Raw genomic sequence first — 21,596 nt, forward strand, 5'->3', positions numbered from 1 at the left:
CCGTCGCCGCGGGCAAGCCTCGCTCCTACAGTGGGATATGTTGTGTTACATGATTTGTTTTTCCGGCTGGGGAATATGGCTTGCGCCGAGGACAGCCGGCAGCAAGCCAGCGCGTAAATCCGTGCCACTGGGCTGCTGATAAAGGCTTAACCCGAATTCCGGCAGCACCGCCAGCAAGTAATCGAAAATATCACCCTGAATACGCTCGTAATCGGCCCATGCCGTGGTGCGGGTGAAGCAGTAGATTTCCAGCGGGATACCCTGGGCCGTGGTCTGCATCTGTCGGACCATGCAAGTCATGTTCGGCTGGACCTCCGGGTGGCTCTTCAGATACGCCAGGGCATAGGCGCGAAACGTCCCGATATTGGTCATCCGTCGACGGTTGGCCGACATGGCCGCGACGTTGCCCTGGGCTTCATTCCAGGCTTTGAGTTCGGCCTGTTTGCGGCTGATGTAGTCAGTCAGTAAATGTACCTGGGAGAGTTTCTGCTCTTCGTCATTGCGGATGAATCGCACGCCGCTGGCGTCGATGAACAGGCTGCGCTTGATCCGTCGACCACCGGACTGCTGCATGCCACGCCAGTTCTTGAACGACTCGGACATCAGGCGCCAGGTCGGGATGGAAACGATGGTCTTATCAAAGTTCTGTACTTTGACCGTGTGCAGGGTGATGTCCACCACATCGCCATCGGCACCGACTTGCGGCATCTCGATCCAGTCGCCGACCCGCAGCATGTCGTTACTGGTCAACTGCACGCTGGCGACGAACGACAGCAGCGTGTCTTTGTAGACCAACAGAATCACCGCCGACATGGCACCCAGTCCGGACAGCAGCAACAGCGGCGAACGGTCGATCAACGTCGCGACAATGATGATCGCGCCAAACACATACAAGACCATTTTCGCCAGTTGCACATAGCCTTTGATCGAGCGGGTGCGGGCGTGCTCGGTGCGGGCGTAGATGTCCAGCAAGGCATTGAGCAGGGCACTGATGGATAACATCAGGAACAGAATGGTGAATGCCAGTGCCACGTTGCCGAGGAAGATCATCGCGGTTTTACTCAGTTCCGGCACCAGATGCAGACCGAACTGGATCACCAGCGATGGCGTCATCTGTGCCAGGCGCTGAAACACCTTGTTGTGGCGAAAGTCGTTGATCCAGTGCAAGGCGGGCTGACGGCCAAGCATGCGGCTGGCGTGCAGGATCAGGTAGCGTGCCACTCGTCCGAGCACCAGGGCGATCACCAACAGCACCACCAGCGCCAGGCTGGCATGCAGGAGCGGGTGCTGATCGAGGGCGCCCCAAAGGTCTTGGGCGTTGAGCCAGAGCTGTTTGATATCCATGGGCAAAAACGATTCTTCTATAAGACGCGACGGGCGATTAGAGCATTTAAGACGCTTTGTATTGCGATCTGGGACAAGTCAGGCAACAAAAAAGCCACTGATTGCGCCCGTTTGTATAAAGACGCTCGGCCTGGGCGCCCGAAACCGGTAACCTATGCAGCTGATTTTTTGCATTTCTTCGAGGTAGCACCCGTGTTTTCCGAATTCGCCCTTCACGAACGCCTGCTCAAAGCCGTGGCCGAGCTTAAATTTGTCGAGCCAACGCCTGTGCAAGCAGCGGCTATTCCGCTGGCGCTCCAGGGGCGTGACTTGCGGGTGACGGCGCAAACCGGTAGCGGCAAGACTGCCGCTTTCGTCCTGCCGATCCTCAACCGTCTGATCGGCCCGGCCAAGATCCGTGTCAGCATCAAGACACTGATCCTGCTGCCCACCCGCGAGCTGGCCCAGCAGACCTTGAAAGAAGTTGAACGCTTCGCGCAGTTCACTTTCATCAAGTCCGGCCTGATCACCGGCGGTGAAGACTTCAAGGTCCAGGCCGCCATGCTGCGCAAGGTGCCGGACATCCTGATCGGTACGCCGGGGCGGATGATCGAGCAGCTGAACGCCGGCAACCTCGACCTGAAAGAAGTCGAAGTGCTGGTGCTCGACGAAGCCGACCGCATGCTTGACATGGGTTTCGCCGAAGACGTGCAGCGCCTGGTGGACGAGTGCACCAATCGTCAGCAGACCATGTTGTTCTCTGCCACCACCGGTGGTTCGGGCCTGCGCGAGATGGTCGCCAAGGTGTTGAACAACCCTGAGCACTTGCAGCTCAACGCGGTCAGCCAGCTGAACGAGACCACCCGCCAGCAAATCATCACCGCCGACCACAACCAGCACAAAGAGCAGATCGTTAACTGGTTGCTGGCCAACGAGACCTATCAGAAGGCCATCGTCTTCACCAATACCCGTGCCATGGCCGACCGTATCTACGGTCGCCTGGTGGCACAGGAATACAAAGCGTTCGTACTGCACGGCGAAAAGGACCAGAAGGATCGCAAACTGGCGATCGATCGTCTGAAGCAGGGCGGGGTGAAAATCCTCGTGGCTACCGACGTTGCTGCTCGCGGTCTGGACGTCGACGGCCTGGACCTGGTGATCAACTTCGACATGCCACGCAGCGGCGACGAATATGTACACCGTATCGGTCGTACCGGCCGTGCCGGCAATGATGGTCTGGCGATCTCGCTGATCTGCCACGGCGACTGGAACCTGATGTCGAGCATCGAGCGCTATCTCAAACAGAGCTTCGAGCGCCGCACCATCAAGGAAGTCAAAGGCACCTACGGCGGACCGAAAAAGGTCAAGGCCTCGGGCAAAGCTGTCGGCGTGAAGAAGAAAAAGACCGACGCCAAGGGCGACAAGAAAAAAGTCGCTGCCAAGACCCCAACCAAGCGCAAGAGCGCCAACCGTCCGAAGGCCGAAGCCCCGTCGCTGGTCAGCAAGGACGGCATGGCCCCGCTCAAGCGCCGCAAGCCAGAGGCGCCGGCTGCTGAGTAAGCGCTTAAGCTAAATAAAAATGCCCGTATCGCAAGATACGGGCATTTTTGTTTAGATGTCGCATAGACCTGAGGTAGTGATTTTCCATGCTGGTGATTTCCAACAACGTGCAGCTGCCGGATGCCGAGATCGAGTTGACTGCCATTCGCGCCCAGGGCGCTGGAGGGCAGAACGTCAACAAGGTCTCCAGCGCCGTGCATCTGCGCTTCGACATTCCGGCCTCGTCCTTGCCCGAGTTTTACAAGGAGCGGTTGTTGGCGCTGCGCGACAGTCGCATCACCAGCGAAGGCGTGTTGATCATCAAGGCCCAACAATACCGGACCCAGGAGCAGAACCGTGCCGATGCGCTGGAGCGTTTGACTGAACTGATCCTCAGTGCCACCAAGGTCGAAAAGAAACGCCGTCCGACCAAGCCAACCCTCGGTTCGAAGACCCGTCGGCTCGAATCCAAGAGCAAGCGTGGCAACATCAAGGCCGGGCGCGGCAAAGTGGATTTCTAGCGGGTTTCCCGAGTCTCACGGTTCTTCGGTGCCTGCCGGTACAGGTAAATGCAGAGTATCAAGCTGCTGATTGCAGCCAGCGCGGCGAACAGGAAGATCGAAGCAAAACCGAATCCCGCCGCAACCGCACCGGCCAGTGGCCCAGTGATCCCCAGTGACAAATCGATGAACAGCGAATAGGCCCCGACCGCCGCGCCTCGGCTAGAGGCGGGCACCAGGTTGACCGCTTCAACCCCCAGCGCTGGAAACACCAGCGAGAAGCCGAAGCCGCTCAGCGCTGCACCCGCCAGCGCCCAATGGGCATCCGGCGCCAGCCACAGCAGCAACAATCCCAACGTTTCCACGGACAGGCAGGCAATCGCCACGCGAAAGCCTCCCAGGCGATTGATCAGGTTGCCGAACAACAGCCGCGCGCCGATGAAGCTGGCGCCGAACAGGCTCAGGCACAACACCGCGTTATCCCAGTGCTGGGTGGCGTAATACAGGGTGATAAAGGTAGCGATGGTGCCGAAACCGATGGAGCCCAACGCCAGGCCGCAACCGTGGGGCAGTACCCGCCCGAGCACATGCATGAAAGGCAAGCGCTCACCGACCACGATTGGCGCGGCGGTTTTCGGCCAGGCCAGCAGCAGGCCGAATATCGCCAGCAGCACAATGCTCACGCCCATGCTCCACAAACCCAGTTTGCCGACCAGCCATACGCCCAGCGGAGCACCGACGGCCAGTGCGCCATAGCTGGCGATGCCGTTCCAGGAGATGACCTTGGCGGTGTTCGCCGCACCCACCCGGCCGATGCCCCAGCCAATCGAACCCGATCCCACCAGGCTTTCCGCGCTGCCAAGCACCAGGCGCCCGATCAACAGACTGGTCAGACTCAACATGGGCAAGTTCTGGGTCCACGCCGAAATCAGCATGAAGACACCGCTCAAGCCGCAACCGGCCAAGCCATACATCACTGCCAGCTTGCTGCCCTTGTTGTCGATGATTTTCCCGGCGTAGGGACGGCTGAGCAGGGTGGCGAGGTATTGCACACTGATCACAAGCCCCGCGATCACCGCGCCGAAACCCAGGTCGCTGTGGACGTAGCCAGGCAGTACCGCCAGAGGAATGCCGATATTCAGGTAGCCGATAAAGGTAAACAGAACGATGGAAACAACTTGCAGCGTGACCGCCAGGGGGCGCTGGTTTTCAGACATGGGTAAAGGTCCACGGGAAAGCAGGATTAGATAGGCTGCTTATGATAACGGTGCTAGCGTTCGTGGGTCGTGAAAAAGTAAAACTATTTGCCGGACGGACCGTCAGGGCTTGGCAGGCGCCACCAATTGCGTGGTGACCAGGGCGGCGAGCGCATTTTCTTCGCTGCCGAAACGGGCGAGCAAAGCGGCTTGTTTCTCGGGAGAGAGGCGATTCCAGATCTCGATCATTTTCTCGGCGGTGCCGATCAGAACGCTGGCTTGCTCTTCGCTAAAATCGTCGGTCATGGAGGAGGGCTCACGGTTCAGGCGGTGTGGAAAGCGCATGTTAGCGCTTTCCACACGGTCTGTACGGCGGTGTTTCAGTCTTCGCTGTCAGCCTGGCGGCTGTCAGATGCTTCTCTCGGCTCGGGCTGTTGGGCGCCGGCTTGTTGCGTGGTCGTCTGCTCAGGTTCGTGCAGGCTTGGGAAGGGGAGATTAGGAATCTCGTGCATAGTCGCGCTCCTCGCTAAGTCTGTTGATAGATCTGGTAGATCCGCGCTTTTGAAAAAGCCTGGAGAGGATACAGCACAAGAAATGACAAACAGACTTTATATCCATTTGTTTCGACGGATGGGGTTGTATAGACAGGAGTGTGTGGGTAACACGACGGTGATCGTTCCCACGCTCTGCGTGGGAATGCCTCTACGGACGCTCCGCGTTCGGCTCTTGATTTGGGACGCGCAGCGTCCCGGGCTGCATTCCCACGCAGAGCGTGGGAACGATCAGAGGTGGAGGGAAGTTATTTGCAGACTGTGGCGATGGCCTCAGCCAGCAAATCCAGACGCGTCGCATCAATCCCCGCCACGTTCGCCCGGCCTGTGCCAACCATGTAGACGCTGTGATGATCGCGCAATTGCTTGACCTGCTCCGGCGTCAATCCGGTGTAGGAAAACATCCCGCGCTGCACGCCAATGTGCGCAAAGCGCTCGCGCAAGCCGTGAGGCTCCAGCGCTTCCACCAGACCGCTACGCAGTTGGGCGATACGCAAGCGCATGGCTTCCACTTCATCGCTCCAGAGCTGTTTCAACTCCGGATCGCCAAGGATGGTCGCCACCACCGCGGCACCATGATCCGGCGGCGTCGACCACAGGTTGCGGGCGATGTTGGCCAGTTGGCTGCGAATATCTACCAGTTTGTCTGCGGTTTTCGCGCAGACAATCAGGGCACCGGTGCGGTCGCGGTACAGGCCGAAGTTCTTCGAGCAGGAGCTGGTGATCAGCACCTCCGGCAGTTCTGCGGCGAACAGACGGGTAGACCAGGCGTCCTGTTCCAGACCATCGCCAAAGCCCTGGTAGGCGAAGTCGATCAGCGGAAGCAGCTCACGTCGACGCACCACGTCCAGCACCCGACGCCAGTCGTCGTGGGACAGATCGAACCCGGTCGGGTTGTGGCAGCAAGCGTGCAGCAACACCACATCGCCCTTGGGTACCTCATTGAGCACCGCGAGCATCGCGTCGACGTCGAGACGGTTGTCGCTGCCCACGTACGGGTAGTGACTGACCTTGACTCCTGCCGTGGCGAAAATGGTTTCGTGGATCGGCCAGGTCGGATTACTCAGCCAAACGCCACGGCCCGGCAGGCACTGGGCGATGAAGTCTGCGCTCAAGCGCAGCGCGCCGGTGCCGCCCGGGGTCTGGGTGGCGCCGGCACGTTTATCGCGGATCAGTGGCGATTCGGCGCCAAGCACCAGCTCATTGATAGCCTTACCGAACGCCGGTTCGCCGTGACCGCCAATGTAGGTCTTGGTGGTCTGACGATCCACCAATCGCGCCTCGGCCAGTTTTACCGACTGAGGAATCGGCGTCAGGCCCTGTGCGTCTTTATAGACACCGACGCCAAGGTCGAACTTGCGCGGGTTCGGATCCTGCGCGTAGGCCTCCATCAGGCCGAGGATCGGATCGCCGGGCACCCGGCCAATGGCGTCGAAGTGCATTACTTGCGTCCTTCTGCAGTCTTGGCCACTTCGTCAGTGCGCGCGGCCATGATGAAGTCATTGCGGTGCAGGCCTTTGATCGAGTGGCTCCACCAGGTCACGGTGACTTTGCCCCACTCGGTCAGCAGGCCCGGGTGGTGACCTTCGGCCTCGGAGATTTCGCCGACAGCGTTAGTGAACGCCAAGGCGTGCTTGAAGTTTTTGAACAGGAATACTTTTTCCAGCTGCATGATGCTGTCGCGTACTTCGATGTTCCAGTCCGGGATCTGCTTGATCAGGATCGGCAACTCTTCGTCGCTGACTTGAGGGGCGCCGGCTTGGCAGGCTTCGCAGTGGGCTTGGTTCAATGTGGACATGTTGAATTCCTGAAATCGAAAAAATGGAAATCGGTCGTCATGCAACTGGATTAAGAGCGACCACGCTAACGCAAAGCGCGGTTTCCAGACAGACTCACTTGATCGTAAAAGCAGCGGTTCAGGCGGCTTTTGGCTTTGGCGGAAATTTCGGTGCATGCAGACCCATCTGCATCGCTTGCTTGACCATGCCCATGATGTCTTCGTGGGCCAAGTCGAACAGGCGCTTGAGGTTCGGCAGGACAAAGTACAGTGGCTGCAGGATATCGATGCGGTACGGCGTGCGCATGCATTCCAGCGGATTGAACACCTGATGCTCAGGCTCGTCCGACAGGCAGTACACGGTTTCTTTGGGCGAAGACAGGATGCCGCCACCGTAGATGCGCTGGCCTTGCGCAGTATCGAGCAGGCCGAACTCAATGGTCATCCAGTACAGACGCGCCAGGTACACGCGCTCTTCCTTGGAAGCCTGTAGGCCAAGTTTGCCGTAGGTGTGGGTGAATTCGGCGAACCAGGAATTGGTCAACAACGGACAGTGGCCGAAGATCTCATGGAAAATGTCCGGCTCTTGCAGGTAATCCAGCTCTTCGCGGGTACGAATAAAGGTCGCCACTGGAAACTGCTTGCTGGCGAGCAATTCAAAAAAGGTCTGGAAAGGGATCAGCGCGGGAACGCGGGCGACCTGCCAGCCGGTGGTTTCACCGAGGACCTTGTTGATCTCGTCCAGTTGCGGAATGCGGTCGTGGGGCAGACCGAGTTTTTCGATACCGTCCAGATATTCCTGGCACGCACGCCCTTCGATCACCTTCAGTTGACGAGTGATCAGCGTGTTCCACACCGCGTGTTCTTCGGCGGTGTAGTCGATAAAACCATGCGCATCGGGCTCGCGAGCCACGTATTGCGTCTGCTTCATGCTGCTCTCCTGCTAGGGGATTCGTTCTTGTTATGTACTGCTATGGACTTAGGAATACCTCAAGGATTGCGCCGTTGCAGCAGGTGATTCCCGCGATGCGTGGGAAAAATCGCCGGTTTTCGTAAATTTTTCGTTACGGATTGGTGTCTATTGCGCAGTTGTTGAGTTTTCCGGGTTTGAAAAAGATCATAGCTGTCACATAATCTTGACGACTATCTGAGCGCTTCAGCAAAAAATAATCCCTGTAGGAGCGAGCTTGCTCGCGATGGAGTCGAGGGCAACGCGTTTATTCAGGAAGACCGCGTTTTTGTTAACGTCCATCGCGAGCGAGCTCGCTCCTACATTTTTTTCGGGCCTTTATATGCGTATCAAAGTCCACTGCCAGAACCGCATCGGCATCCTGCGCGACATTCTCAATCTGTTGGTGGAGTACGGCATCAACGTTGCTCGCGGTGAAGTGGGTGGTGAGCATGGCAACGCCATCTACCTGCACTGCCCGAACCTGATCAACATTCAGTTCCAGGCGCTGCGTCCGAAATTCGAGGCAATCGCCGGGGTATTCGGCGTCAAGCGTGTAGGACTGATGCCCAGCGAACGTCGGCATATGGAGCTCAATGCGTTGCTCGGCGCCCTGGAGTTTCCGGTGCTGTCGATCGACATGGGCGGTTCCATCGTCGCAGCCAACCGTGCGGCGGCGCAGTTGTTGGGCGTGCGTGTGGATGAAGTGCCGGGTATTCCGCTGTCGCGGTATGCCGAAGATTTCGATTTGCCGGAACTGGTGCGCGCCAACAAATCGCGGATCAATGGGCTGCGGGTCAAGGTCAAGGGCGACGTCTTCCTGGCCGACATCGCGCCGCTGCAATCGGAGCATGACGACAGCGAAGCCATGGCCGGTGCGGTGCTGACGCTGCACCGCGCCGACCGGGTGGGGGAGCGCATCTATAACGTGCGCAAGCAGGAGTTGCGTGGCTTTGACAGCATCTTTCAAAGCTCGAAAGTGATGGCAGCGGTGGTGCGCGAAGCCCGGCGCATGGCACCGCTCGATGCGCCGCTGTTAATAGAAGGTGAAACCGGGACCGGTAAAGAGTTGTTGGCGCGCGCCTGCCATTTGGCCAGCCCGCGCGGGCAATCGCCGCTGATGGCGCTCAACTGCGCCGGCCTGCCCGAATCCATGGCCGAGACCGAACTGTTTGGCTACGGCCCCGGTGCCTTCGAAGGGGCGCGGGCCGAGGGCAAGCTCGGGCTGTTGGAGCTGACTGCGGGCGGTACGCTGTTTCTCGACGGTGTCGGAGAAATGAGCCCGCGCTTGCAGGTGAAATTGCTGCGCTTCCTGCAGGACGGCTGCTTCCGGCGTGTCGGCAGCGATGAAGAGGTCTACCTCGATGTGCGGGTGATCTGCGCGACTCAGGTCGACCTGTCCGAATTGTGCGCGCGCGGCGAGTTTCGCCAGGACCTGTATCACCGTTTGAACGTGCTGTCGCTGCACATCCCGCCGCTGCGCGAGTGCCTCGACGGGTTGCCGCCGCTGGTGGAGCACTTCCTCGATCAGGCCAGTCGACAGATCGGTTGCCCGCTGCCCAAACTGGCCCCGGCGGCCATGGATCGACTCAGTCATTACCATTGGCCGGGCAATGTCCGACAATTGGAGAACGTGCTGTTCCAGGCGGTTTCTTTGTGTGACGGCGGGACGGTCAAGGCTGAGCATATTCGTTTGCCGGACTATGGCGTACGCCAGCCGCTCGGTGATTTTTCGCTGGAGGGTGGGCTGGACGAGATTGTCGGGCGCTTTGAAAAAGCAGTGCTGGAGCGGTTGTATTCGGAGCATCCGAGTAGTCGGCAACTGGGCAAGCGTCTCGGTGTTTCCCACACCACGATTGCCAACAAGTTGCGTGAATACGAAGTTGGCAAAGAAACGGGCGGCGCCTAGGTCCGTGTAGCAGCTGCCGAGCCTGCGAGGCTGCGTTCGGCTGCGAAGCAGTCGCGAAATCAGGCGCCGCGGTGTGTCAGAAGTAGTGTGCGTGCAGGGTTTACGACGGCTTCGCCGCCGAACGCAGCCTCGCAGGCTCGGCAGCTGCTACAAGGACAGTGTTAGCCCCGAGAAGTCGACCCTTGCCGTAAACGGCAGAACACCGCCGGTTTTTCGTCTCTGACACAATTCCCCAATCCCCTCCGAATCCCTCAAGTCCTTTGTTTGCCGGGCTTCGCGCCGCAATAAACAAGTTGGTCTGCAAATTGCTTATGGCTCATCAGTACAGCAGTGGGCGGCAAACGTCCGGCAGGCAGAGGAAAGATTGTGGACAAGTACCTTTATGTGGCAATGACCGGCGCCAGCCAGAATGCACTGGCGCAAAAGGCTCATGCCAACAACCTGGCGAACATCTCCACCAACGGTTTCCAGAAAGACCTGGAGCAGGCGCGTTCGATGCCGGTGTTCGGTGACAGCTTTCCGGCGCGTGCGTTTGCCATGTCCGAACGCCCGGCCACCGACTTCTCTCCAGGCGCTCTGGTGGAAACCGGCCGCGACCTCGATGTCGCCGTGCAAGGCAGCGGCTGGCTGGCGGTGCAGAACCCTGATGGCGGTGAAAGCTACGTGCGCACTGGCAGCCTGGTGGTTGACGCGCTTGGCGTGCTGCGCGCCGGCAACGGCATGCCGGTGATCGGCAATGGCGGTCCGATCGCCGTGCCGCCCGAGCAGCAGATCGAAGTGGGCGAGGACGGCACCATCAGCATTCGTGCGATGGGCGAAGGTCCTCGCGTCATGGCGGAAGTCGATCGCATCAAACTGGTCAATCCGGACATCAAGAACATGACCAAGGGCCTGGACGGATCAATCCAGACCAAGGACGGCAAGCCGGCGCAAGCCGATGCCAACGTCAAGCTGGTGTCCGGGTTCCTTGAGTCGAGCAACGTCAATGCCGTGGACGAAATGACCTCGGTGCTGGCCTTGTCCAAGCAGTTCGAGCTGCACATCAAAATGATGAACACCGCCAAAGAAGACGACCAGGCCATGGCTCGGGTCTTGCAGATCAGCTAATTACCAGAACGTCGCGTCGTAAAACAGGCGCACGAGGAGAATCGAATGCTTCCGGCTCTATGGGTTGCCAAAACCGGTCTGTCCGCCCAGGACACCAACCTGACCACCATCTCCAACAACCTGGCCAACGTGTCGACTACGGGTTTCAAACGTGACCGCGCCGAGTTCCAGGACCTGCTCTACCAGATCAAGCGTCAGCCAGGCGCCCAGTCGACCCAGAACAGCGAACTGCCGTCGGGTCTGCAACTGGGTACCGGTGTGCGCATTGTCGGCACCCAGAAAAACTTTACCGCCGGCAGCCTGCAAACCACCGATCAGCCACTGGACATGGCCGTCGACGGTCGCGGTTTCTTCCAGATCCTGCAGCCCGATGGCACGACTGCCTACACCCGTGACGGTACGTTCCATCTGGACTCCAACGGCCAGATCGTCAACGCCAGCGGCTTCGCCCTGGAACCGGCCATCGTCATTCCTAACGACGCGCAGACCTTCACTGTTGGCAAGGACGGCACCGTGTCCGTCACCGTGCCCGGCAACGCGGCTTCCCAGGTGATCGGCAATCTGCAAACCGCCGACTTCATCAACCCGGCCGGCCTGCAAGCAGTGGGTAACAACCTGTTCCTGGAAACCGCCGCCAGTGGCGCGCCGCAAGTCGGCACCCCAGGCCTGGCCGGTTTTGGTACCACGCTGCAGAACACCCTGGAAACCTCCAACGTCAGCACTGTTGAGGAGATGGTCAATATGATCACCACTCAGCGCGCCTACGAGATGAACTCCAAGGTGATCTCGACCGCCGACCAGATGCTCTCGTTCGTAACGCAGAATCTGTAATCAAGTCTAAGAGGCGGTCATGAGGCCGCCTGCAACACTGTGAGGTAGGGTCATGAAACGCTTCGTCTCTGTTCTGGCATTGAGTGGGATCACCGCGCTGGCGGGTTGCGTCGCGCCGACGCCCAAGCCCAATGACCCTTACTACGCTCCGGTGTTGCCGCGCACACCGCTGCCAGCTACGGCGAACAATGGCTCGATCTATCAGGCCGGGTTCGAGCAGAACCTCTACAGCGACCGCAAGGCGTTCCGGGTCGGTGACATCATCACCATCACCCTGAACGAAAGACCCAAGCCAGCAAAAATGCCAACTCGCAAGTGGCGAAAAACAGCAAGACCGGCATCGGCCTGACCTCGCTGTTTGGCTCTACGCCCAACACCAATAACCCGTTCGGCAGTGGCGACCTGAGCCTGAACGCCAGCTATGAAGGCGACCGCGCGACCAAGGGTGACAGCAAGGCCGCGCAGGGCAACACATTGACCGGTTCGGTCACCGTGACCGTTGCCGACGTCTTGCCCAACGGCATCATCGCGGTACGAGGCGAGAAGTGGATGACGCTCAATACCGGCGATGAGCTGGTACGGATTGCCGGTCTGGTCCGCGCCGATGACATCTCCACCGACAACACCGTGTCGTCGACCCGTGTCGCTGATGCGCGCATCACCTATTCGGGCACCGGTTCGTTTGCCGATGCGAGTCAGCCAGGCTGGTTCGACCGTTTCTTCCTCAGCCCGCTGTTCCCTTTCTAGGTGGCTTTCCAGGTGAGCATGTTGAATTTCAGAAGCCTAATGATGGCCGCTGTTTTGTTGTCCGCGGCCTTCAACGTTCAAGCCGAGCGCCTGAAGGACATCGCCAGTATTTCTGGCGTGCGTTCCAACCAATTGATCGGCTACGGCCTGGTGGTCGGGCTTAACGGTACCGGTGACCAGACGACCCAGACGCCGTTCACCCTGCAAACCTTCAATAACATGCTCTCGCAGTTCGGCATCAAGGTGCCACCGGGATCGGGCAACGTGCAGTTGAAGAACGTCGCGGCGGTGTCGATCAGTGCCGATTTGCCGGCGTTCGCCAAGCCGGGGCAGCAGGTCGACATCACCGTATCGTCCATCGGTAACTCCAAGAGCCTGCGCGGCGGTACGTTGCTGCTGACACCGCTCAAGGGTATCGACGGCAACGTATACGCGGTGGCGCAAGGCAATCTGGTGGTCGGCGGTTTCGATGCCGAAGGTCGCGACGGTTCGAAGATCACTGTCAACGTTCCGTCGGCCGGTCGCATCCCTGGCGGTGCTTCGGTCGAGCGGTCAGTGCCTAGCGGTTTCAACCAGGGCAACAGCCTGACCCTGAACCTCAACCGGTCCGACTTCACCACCGCCAAGCGCGTCGTCGACAAGATCAACGACATGCTCGGCCCGGGCGTGGCTCAGGCCATTGATGGCGGCTCGATTCGCGTCACCGCGCCTCTGGACCCGAGCCAGCGTGTCGACTATCTGTCGATCCTCGAAAACCTCGAAATCGATCCGGGCCAGGCGGTGGCGAAAGTCATCATCAACTCCCGTACCGGCACCATCGTGATCGGGCAGAACGTCAAGGTTTCTCCGGCCGCCGTCACCCACGGCAGCCTGACCGTGACCATCACCGAAGACCCGATCGTCAGCCAGCCCGGCGCTCTGTCCAATGGTCAGACGGCGGTCGTGCCGCGCTCGCGGGTCAACGCCCAGCAGGAGGCCAAGCCGATGTTCAAGTTCGGCCCTGGGACCACCCTCGACGAAATCGTGCGTGCGGTAAACCAGGTCGGCGCGGCGCCGGGTGACTTGATGGCCATCCTCGAAGCATTGAAACAGGCCGGCGCGCTGCAAGCCGACCTGATCGTGATCTGAGGACGGCGACCATGGACATGTACAAGAGCGGTCGGGTCAGCAGCAGCGATTCGGGCTCGTATTCGGACCTGAACCGGTTGAACCAGCTCAAGGTCGGCGACAAGAACAGCGACGGCAACATGCGCAAAGTCGCGCAGGAATTTGAATCGCTGTTCCTCGGCGAGATGCTCAAGTCCATGCGTTCGGCCACCGAAACGCTGGGAAAGGACAATCCGCTCAATACGCCTGAAGCCAAGCAGTATCAGGAAATGTACGACCAACAGTTGGCCGTTCCATGTCCCGCCAAGGCGGCGGTATCGGCCTGGCGGACGTGCTGATGCGGCAGATGTCGAAGAACAAGCCGCTGGCGCCGGGTGAGGCTGCAGCCTTGTCTGCCGCCAAGCAGGATGCCGCCAAGGCTGCCGCGCAAACACCGGTGGCCGCCGGTACGACGGCGATCAACGGGCCGCTGTCGCGGGTCAATGGCGAACGTCCGTTGTGGGCTTCGCGCTCGATCCATGCTCCGGCAGGCGAGGGCGCGCATCGCAATGACATGGCGCTGATCAATCAGCGTCGACTGGCATTGCCGCCGAAACTGGCTGATCGCTTGCTGGCGGGCCTGGTGCCTTCCGCCACGACAACCGCCTCGACGACTGCCGTGGCAGCCAGCAGGTCCCAATTGCCAGAGCGCACCACGACTACCGGTTCGGGCCCTCTGTTCAACGGTGACTGGCTGGCGAATGCGCAAGTCGCAGCCAACGGTGGTCTGCAGATTCATGGTCGTGCCATCGCGCAAATTCCACTGGCCCCGGCGAAGAAAGCCTTCAGTTCTGCCGACGAATTCGTCAACACCATGCTGCCCATGGCCAAGGAGGCTGCCGACCGCATTGGCGTCGACCCGCGTTATCTGGTGGCTCAGGCCGCGCTAGAAACCGGTTGGGGCAAATCGGTCATGCGCGCCCAGGACGGCAGCAGTAGTCACAACCTGTTCGGCATCAAGACCGGCAGCAGTTGGACGGGTGATTCGGCGCGAGCGATCACCAGCGAATTCAGAAATGGCGAGATGGTCAAGGAGACGGCCGAGTTCCGTTCTTACGACTCTTACAAGGACAGCTTCCATGACCTTGTAACGCTGCTGCAATCCAACAATCGCTATCAAGATGTTGTGAAGTCGGCCGATAACCCGGAACAGTTTGTACGCGAGTTGCAAAAGGCCGGTTACGCAACCGACCCGAACTACGCGAGCAAGATTTCGCAGATAGCCAGGCAGATGACGGGTTACCAAAACTACGCCGCGGCGGCCGCTTCCACGACGCCTTTATAGACACAAGGTATAAGGTCTGAATCATGAGTTTGCTCAACATCGGAATGTCGGGTCTGGCCGCTAGCCATGCATCGTTGGTGACTACGGGTAATAACATTTCCAACGTCGATACCGTCGGGTACTCGCGCCAACAAACCGTACAGAACAGCAAAAATTCTATTCAGTACGGTAATGTGTTTATTGGCACCGGCACCACGCTGGCCGATGTGCGCCGGGTGTACAACAGCTACCTCGATGCGCAATTGCAGACCTCCACCTCGCTCAACAGTGATGCGCAGGCTTATCTGGGGCAAGCCACCCAGGTCGACAAGCTGCTGTCCGACAGCGGCACCGGTGTCACCAAAACACTGCAGTCATTCTTCGCGTCCTTGCAAACCCTGGCTGGCAACTCCAACGACAATGCAGCGCGTCAGGCGCTGCTGACCAATGCCCAGGGCCTGAGCAGCCGCTTCAATGCCATCTCTCAGCAGTTGACGCAGCAAAACACCTACATCAACGATCAATTGGGTTCGATGGCCGACCAGGTCAACAAACTGGCGTCGACCGTTGCGGCCTACAACAAGAAAATTGCCGAAGTCGGCAACTCGGGTGGCACGCCCAACGAACTGCTTGATCAGCGCAATGAAACCGTTCGCCAGCTCAACGAGCTGGTCGGCACGAAGGTCACGGAAACCGACGGTCGGCTCGACATTTACCTGGGCAGCGGTCAGCCGCTGGTTGTTGGCGATGTCGTCAATAAATTGCGCGTGGCGCCGGACCCGTCTGATCCAACCCGTTCCTCGATCATCATGGATCGTAACGGTTCCTCGATCGACCTCACCAACGTGATGAGCGGTGGTGAAATGGGCGGGCTGGTGCGTTATCGCAATGACGTGCTGACGCCAGCGGTCAATGGCCTGGGGCGTATCGCCATGGTCGTGGCCGATCAGGTCAACAAACAGTTGGGCCAGGGCCAGGACCAGAACGGCAATTTCGGCGCGGCGCTGTTCAATAACATCAACAGTGCGGCAGCTATCAGCCAGCGCAGCATCGCTAGTGCGAACAACAATCCGGCTTCCGGCAACCTGAACGTCAGCATCAAAGACACCAGCAAAGTGATGGCCAGCGACTATCAGGTGTCCATCACCGCCACGGGTTACAACGTGCGTCGCCTGTCGGACAACACCGACATGGGCAACTTCGCCTTCGCCACGCCTCCTGCTGCTGATCCGGTCATCGATGGTTTCAGCCTGAGCATCAACGCTGGTACGGTCGCTGCCGGCGACACCTTCAAGGTCACCCCGACCCGCAGTTCTGCCGCGGACATGGCCACGGTCATGACCGACACCAAAACCCTGGCCACTGCCGCTCCACTGACGTCCACCAAGGCCTCGGGCAATAACGGCACCGGCGCTGTCAGTCAGCCGAACCTGAGCACCGCCCTGGACATTTACGATCCGGTTCAGCGCCTCGAAGTGCAGACGGCGGTCAAGACTTCGATGCCGGTTCGCCTGCTCATGACCAGCGCCACCGCCTACCAGGTGTTCGACTCCAAGGGCGTCAGCATCGGCACCGGCAGCATCGTGCCCGGCCAGAACAATGATCTGAACATTGGCGTGCCTTACACCGACGCCGGCGGCGTCGCCAAATCCTTCAATGTGGCGATGACCGTCAGCGGCAGTCCTGCATCGGGAGACAGTTTCAATATTTCCATGACTTCGGCCAGCAGCACCGACAACCGCAACGGCCAGGCACTGCTCGGTCTTCAATCGAAGTCGACGATCGGCGCCACTGCCACCAGCCCGGGCGTGAGCTTCACCGAAGCTTATGGTGGTCTGGTGACGACCGTAGGTTCCCTGGCCAAGCAGGGCCAGCTGGATGCCACGGCCACCGACACCATCGTGACCGGCGCACGCAACGCCCGTGATTCGCTGTCGGGTGTCGATCTCGATGAAGAGGCGGGCAACCTGACCAAGTATCAGCAGTACTACACGGCCTCTTCGCAGATCATCAAGACTGCGCAGGAAATTTTCAGCACTCTGATCAACGCCCTTTAAGGAGCCGTAGAACATGCGCATTTCTACAGCACAGTATTACGCTACGACGGCTGCCAACTACTCTCGCAACTTCAACAACGTGATGAAGTCGGCTGAGCAGGCCAGTAGCAACCTTAAAATCACGACAGCCGCGGATGATCCGGTCGGTGCCGCGCGCTTGCTGCAACTTGACCAGCAAAAAGCCATGTTGGGTCAGTACACCACCAACATCAACGCGTTGAACACCGCTCAGGCGCAGGAAGAGAGCGTGTTGGACAGCATCAACAACACGCTGCAGAAAGTCAGTGAACTGGCCGTGCGGGCCGGTGGCGGTTCGTTGAACGACGATGACCGTAAATCCATTTCGGCCGAGCTCAAGCAGTCGGAAGAACAAGTGCTGAGCCTGATGAACAGCAAGGACGCCAACGGCAAGTACATCTTCTCGGGCGCCAGCAACAACACCCAGCCGTTGTGCGCAACAGCGACGGCACCTATAGCTACCAGGGTGATCAGACTCAGCTTGAGCTGAAGATCGGTGACTCGATGTCGCTGGGCCTGAACGATACCGGTTGGGATGTATTCCAGCAGGCGATCAACGCCGCGCGCAGCTCGACCACCATGCTCACGCCGCCGGTCGATGACGGACGCGTGAAAGTATCGCCTGGATTGGTGAGCTCCGGTCCAACCTTCGATGCGAACTTCCGTGGCGGCGAGCCCTACAAGTTACAATTCACAAGCAGCACTCAGTACGTGATCACGGATGCCGCCGGCGTCGACAGGACCGCCGAGGCGGCCGGGGGAGGCGTGTTCGACCCGAATGCCAAGGGCGGTTCCGACATCAGCTTCCGTGGTGTGACGTTCAAGCTGGACATCACCCAGCAGCCTGGCGACAACGCCAACAACATCGATGGCTTCATTGCCACGCACAGTTTCCAGTTGTCGGCCAAGCCCGACAGCTTCGTCAGCAACCGTGCCCCGGGCAACACATCGACGGCTATCGTGAGCCAGACTGCGGTGACCAACGCCACCGATTACAAGAGCTTTTTCCCGGAAGGCGGGGCTGTCCTCAAGTTCACCGGCCCCGGTACCTTCGAGCTGTATGCTCGCCCGTTTACCGCCGGTAGCACACCGGTAACCACCGGCTCCGTGGTAGCTGGCGTGGCGACGGCGGCGGGTGTCAGCTTTACCCTCGGTGGCACGCCGCCAGTTCCGGCGGCAGGTGATCAGTTCGATATCGCGGTCAACACCCACCAGACCCAGAACGTACTCGACACCATCAGCCAGCTGCGTACGGCGCTTGACGCGCCGACCGATGGCAATCCGACTGCGCAACGTTTTCTGTCAGACACGATAGCGTCATCCATCGCGAACCTGAACAACTCCAAAAACCAGGTCGACATGGCGCGCGGTGCGATCGGCGCCCGGGGTAATGTGATGGATATGCAGAGCGAGCAAAATACAAGCAGCGGCCTGATCAACGAATCGACCACGAGCGGTATCAGAGATGCCGACCCGGCGGAAGTGCTGACGCGCCTGACCCTGCAACAGACCATGCTGCAGGCCGCGCAACTGGCGTTCGCCAAGGTTTCCCAGTTGAGCCTGTTCAACAAGCTTTGAGTCGGTCCTGACCGCTCGCGGCCAGCTCCTGTCATAGGGGCTAATGCCGATCAGAAACTGTAGGAGCGAGCTTTGCTCGCGATGGACGTCAACGATAACGGGCGCTGTCTGAATGCTCGCGTTATCCGGACGTTTTTCGCGAGCGAGCTCGCTCCTGCAGGGGCCCAGGCCCGCTCACTGATTTGCATTAGTCACAAGGGGCTGGCTTTTTTTTGCTTTTTTTTGCATGGAGCGAAGCAGGGTAGGGCGGGATCCGGGCCGCAAAATCAAATAAAGCACCGATCTCTGAGTGACCCGTCAGTCAAAACGCGCATCTTCACTGTATCCTGTCTGCGGGCGGTGAAGGTGGCGGGCTGTTCAAGGTGCTTCTTGATTCCCGATGTTGCCTCCTTTGGGGCCTGGCTCCGACTGTAGACGCCCTCGATTCAGCGAGCGGCGATGTTCAGCTGTTTATTATTGGGAAGCCATAATGATTGGCATAAAAAATATAGCGAGTTACGTGCCGACAGCCGGGGTTGATAACTACGCCCAGGGTGCAAAGTTCGACAAGGACGAAACCTTCATTCTTGGCAAGATCGGTTCGGCGTTTTTGCCCCGCATGGATGCCGATCAGGAAACTTCCGATCTGTGTGTCGCAGCAGCCAATGCGCTGTTCGCCGCCAATCCCGAACTCAAACGCGAATCTATCGACTGCTTGATCGTCGTCACCCAGAACGGTGATGAAGAAGGCTTGCCGCACACCTCTGCAATCGTGCAAGACAAGTTGGGCTTGCCAACCAATGTCGCCGCTTTCGATATTTCCCTGGGCTGTTCCGGTTATGTCTACGGCCTCTACGCGATCAAAGGCTTCATGGAAGCGACAGGGCTGAAAAACGGCCTGCTGATCACCGCCGACCCTTATTCGAAGATCGTCGACCCCGAAGACCGCAACACCACCATGCTGTTTGGCGATGCCGCGACCGCGACCTGGATGGGCGAAAACGCGGTCTGGCAACTGGGCAAGTCGAAGTTCGGCACCGACGGTTCCGGCGCTCCGCACTTGAAGGTCAGCGATGGCGTGTTCTTCATGAACGGCCGCCAGGTCTTCAATTTTGCCTTGCTGAAAGTCCCGGCGCATTTGCATGAGTTGCTGGACGAGTCGAATTTGCAGGCCAGCGATATCAATGCCTTCTGCATTCACCAGGGCAGTGCGGCCATTGTCGATGCCGTGGCGCGCCGCTTCGAGGAAGGCGAGCCGGAGAAGTTCGTCAAGGACATGCTCGAAACCGGTAACACGGTGTCATCGAGCATTCCGCTGCTGTTGCAGAACCATGTGTTCGATTCGAAGTGGACTCGCGTAGCTATCAGCGGTTTCGGCGTAGGCCTGTCGTGGGGCTCGGCGATTCTCTATCGCGGCTGATTGGCCCGATTGCAGTAGCAATAGAAAACGCTCGGAAATTCAGGTTTCCGGGCGTTTTGTTTTTTCTGGCGCCGATTTTCTGGCTCTAAAGCCTTGAAAATAAAGGGCTGGCACCCTGCCACTAAAAATTTGCAAAAAACCCCTCAAGCAAAGCCTCATCACGACGATAACTATTACGTAGGTTCTCTAGGCCACACCCGGCGGTAGCCAGGGCCGGAAGCCGCAGTATCCATCCAACGAGGATTTCGTCATGGCTTTAACCGTAAACACCAACCTTGCTTCCTTGACCGTTCAGAACAACCTGAACAAGGCTTCCAGCAATCTGCAAACTTCGATGCAGCGCCTGTCCTCCGGCCTGCGTATCAACAGCGCTAAAGACGACGCTGCCGGCCTGCAAATTTCCAACCGCCTGACCAGCCAGATCAACGGCCTGGGCACTGCCATCAAGAACGCCGGTGACGGTATCTCCATCGCGCAAACTGCTGAAGGCGCGATGCAGGAATCTACCAACATTCTGCAAAAAATGCGTACCCTGGCCCTGGCTTCCGCCAACGGCTCGCCAAGCGATGACGACCGTAAGTCGAACAACGCCGAATACTCTGCACTGACCGCGGAACTGACTCGTATCTCCAGCACCACTACCTTCGGTGGTCGTAACCTGCTGGACGGTTCCTTCGGTACTACCCAGTTCCAGGTAGGCTCCAACGCCAACCAGACCATCAACATGACCCTGGGTGACGTGTCGGCCAACAACATTGGCTCCCAGCAGATGAAAACCAAGGCAATCGTACCGAACGCAACCGGTGTGGCTGCTGGTGCTATTACTCTCGTTGGCGGTGGCCAGACCGCTAACTTCAACGTTGCAGCAGGCGATTCGGCCAAGACTACTGCTTCCCAGATCAACCTTGCAGCTGTTGGTGGTGTGACCGCGACTGCTAGCACCGAAGCCAAATTCGCTGTCAACACTGCTGCCATCCTGGGCGCAGTTCCAGCCAGCGCCAACTTCAGTATTAACGTAGGTGGCGTGGCTGGCGTTGGCGGTACCACAGTATCCATGGTGGGTGTGACCACCACCGCTGAACTGGCGGACCAACTGAAGTCCAACGCCGCTAAATTGGGCATCAGCGTTAACTACGATGCCAAGGCAGGTAGCCTGTCGGTTAAATCCGACACCGGCGATAACATCGCTCTGAACGCTGGTGACGCTGGTGCAATCGCTGGTATCACTATTGCCGCCAAAGACGGTGCCGGTAACTTTGGTGCTGGTGTGGCTGCAGCTGCAGGCGTTATTCAAGTGACTGGTGCTATTTCCCTGAACTCCGCCAACAGCTACTCGATGAGCGGTGCTGGTGTGGCTGGTCTGTTCGCTTCTGGCAGCTCGGCAAAAACCACCGTTGCCAACACTGACGTGACCACTGCAGCCAACGCTCAGAACGCGATCGACGTGATCAGCCAGGCTATCTCGGGCATCGACTCCCAGCGTGCTGACCTCGGTGCGGTACAAAACCGTTTCGACAGCACCGTGTCGAACCTGCGCAGCATCTCGGACAACTCCACCGCTGCTCGTGGCACAATCCAGGACGTTGACTTCGCTTCTGAAACTGCCCAGCTGACCAAGCAGCAAACCCTGCAACAGGCATCCACCGCGATCCTGTCCCAGGCGAACCAGCTGCCATCGGCTGTGCTGAAGCTGCTGGGTTAATTC

General features: G+C 59.0%; 15 protein-coding genes and 3 pseudogenes. 12 read left to right on the top strand and 6 right to left on the bottom strand.

Annotated elements, in window-relative coordinates; all coding sequences use genetic code 11:
• Positions 1-45: 45 nt before the first annotated feature.
• Positions 46-1,344: a mechanosensitive ion channel family protein gene (locus CES87_RS08225; RefSeq protein ID WP_128605740.1), complete on the bottom strand. Its 1,299-nt coding sequence runs from the start codon at positions 1,342-1,344 to the stop codon at positions 46-48.
• A 192-nt stretch (positions 1,345-1,536) separates the two neighbouring features.
• On the opposite strand from CES87_RS08225, the gene CES87_RS08230 reads away from it, so the two are divergent.
• Positions 1,537-2,883: a DEAD/DEAH box helicase gene (locus CES87_RS08230; protein WP_128605741.1), complete on the top strand. Its 1,347-nt coding sequence runs from the start codon at positions 1,537-1,539 to the stop codon at positions 2,881-2,883.
• 86 nt (positions 2,884-2,969) lie between these two features.
• Entirely contained in the window at positions 2,970-3,383 is a 414-nt protein-coding gene (gene arfB / locus CES87_RS08235; protein ID WP_128605742.1) for an alternative ribosome rescue aminoacyl-tRNA hydrolase ArfB, read from the top strand.
• Here the strand turns inward: arfB and CES87_RS08240 are convergent.
• From CES87_RS08240 to phhA, 5 genes are all read right to left on the bottom strand, one after another.
• Complete coding sequence (locus tag CES87_RS08240; protein WP_128605743.1) at positions 3,380-4,579, bottom strand: MFS transporter; 1,200 nt, start codon at positions 4,577-4,579, stop codon at positions 3,380-3,382. The genes arfB and CES87_RS08240 overlap by 4 nt on opposite strands.
• Positions 4,580-4,681: 102 nt before the next feature.
• A complete protein-coding gene (locus CES87_RS08245) occupies positions 4,682-4,864 on the bottom strand; it encodes a hypothetical protein (protein WP_128605744.1) in 183 nt (60 codons plus the stop codon).
• Positions 4,865-5,357: 493 nt separating this feature from the next.
• Positions 5,358-6,551 (bottom strand): amino acid aminotransferase, encoded by a 1,194-nt coding sequence (locus CES87_RS08250; protein ID WP_128605745.1) that lies wholly within the window; start codon positions 6,549-6,551, stop codon positions 5,358-5,360.
• Complete coding sequence (locus tag CES87_RS08255) at positions 6,551-6,907, bottom strand: 4a-hydroxytetrahydrobiopterin dehydratase (protein WP_128605746.1); 357 nt, start codon at positions 6,905-6,907, stop codon at positions 6,551-6,553. The genes CES87_RS08250 and CES87_RS08255 overlap by 1 nt, the downstream gene beginning before the upstream one ends.
• Before the next feature lie 118 nt (positions 6,908-7,025).
• Positions 7,026-7,817 (bottom strand): phenylalanine 4-monooxygenase, encoded by a 792-nt coding sequence (phhA, locus tag CES87_RS08260; RefSeq protein ID WP_128605747.1) that lies wholly within the window; start codon positions 7,815-7,817, stop codon positions 7,026-7,028.
• A 361-nt stretch (positions 7,818-8,178) separates the two neighbouring features.
• Between phhA and CES87_RS08265 the strand changes: the two genes are divergently transcribed.
• The 10 genes and pseudogenes from CES87_RS08265 to CES87_RS08315 all read left to right on the top strand — a co-directional run bounded on the left by CES87_RS08265 (position 8,179) and on the right by CES87_RS08315 (position 21,593).
• Positions 8,179-9,744 (top strand): sigma-54-dependent transcriptional regulator, encoded by a 1,566-nt coding sequence (locus tag CES87_RS08265; RefSeq protein WP_128605748.1) that lies wholly within the window; start codon positions 8,179-8,181, stop codon positions 9,742-9,744.
• Positions 9,745-10,110: 366 nt separating this feature from the next.
• Positions 10,111-10,851 (top strand): flagellar basal body rod protein FlgF, encoded by a 741-nt coding sequence (locus tag CES87_RS08270; protein ID WP_128605749.1) that lies wholly within the window; start codon positions 10,111-10,113, stop codon positions 10,849-10,851.
• 45 nt (positions 10,852-10,896) lie between these two features.
• Positions 10,897-11,682 carry a flagellar basal-body rod protein FlgG gene (gene flgG, locus CES87_RS08275; RefSeq protein ID WP_128605750.1) on the top strand — a complete coding sequence of 262 codons (786 nt, stop codon included), beginning with the start codon at positions 10,897-10,899 and terminating at the stop codon, positions 11,680-11,682.
• Between the two features lie 52 nt (positions 11,683-11,734).
• A pseudogene (gene flgH / locus CES87_RS08280) lies at positions 11,735-12,429 on the top strand (flagellar basal body L-ring protein FlgH).
• Positions 12,430-12,447: 18 nt separating this feature from the next.
• Complete coding sequence (locus CES87_RS08285) at positions 12,448-13,557, top strand: flagellar basal body P-ring protein FlgI (protein WP_128605798.1); 1,110 nt, start codon at positions 12,448-12,450, stop codon at positions 13,555-13,557.
• An 11-nt stretch (positions 13,558-13,568) separates the two neighbouring features.
• A pseudogene (flgJ, locus tag CES87_RS08290) lies at positions 13,569-14,860 on the top strand (flagellar assembly peptidoglycan hydrolase FlgJ).
• 23 nt (positions 14,861-14,883) lie between these two features.
• Positions 14,884-16,896: a flagellar hook-associated protein FlgK gene (gene flgK, locus CES87_RS08295; RefSeq protein ID WP_128605751.1), complete on the top strand. Its 2,013-nt coding sequence runs from the start codon at positions 14,884-14,886 to the stop codon at positions 16,894-16,896.
• Between the two features lie 13 nt (positions 16,897-16,909).
• Positions 16,910-18,492 (top strand): annotated as a pseudogene (locus CES87_RS08300) (flagellar hook-associated protein 3).
• A gap of 469 nt (positions 18,493-18,961) precedes the next feature.
• The gene (locus tag CES87_RS08310; RefSeq protein ID WP_128605753.1) at positions 18,962-19,891 is read left to right on the top strand and encodes a ketoacyl-ACP synthase III; all 930 of its coding nucleotides are present in this window, start codon (positions 18,962-18,964) and stop codon (positions 19,889-19,891) included.
• Positions 19,892-20,141: 250 nt separating this feature from the next.
• Positions 20,142-21,593: a flagellin gene (locus tag CES87_RS08315; RefSeq protein ID WP_128605754.1), complete on the top strand. Its 1,452-nt coding sequence runs from the start codon at positions 20,142-20,144 to the stop codon at positions 21,591-21,593.
• The last annotated feature ends 3 nt before the right edge of the window (positions 21,594-21,596 follow it).

It is taken from the genome of Pseudomonas sp. ERMR1:02, assembly GCF_002277815.1.
Classification (GTDB): domain Bacteria; phylum Pseudomonadota; class Gammaproteobacteria; order Pseudomonadales; family Pseudomonadaceae; genus Aquipseudomonas.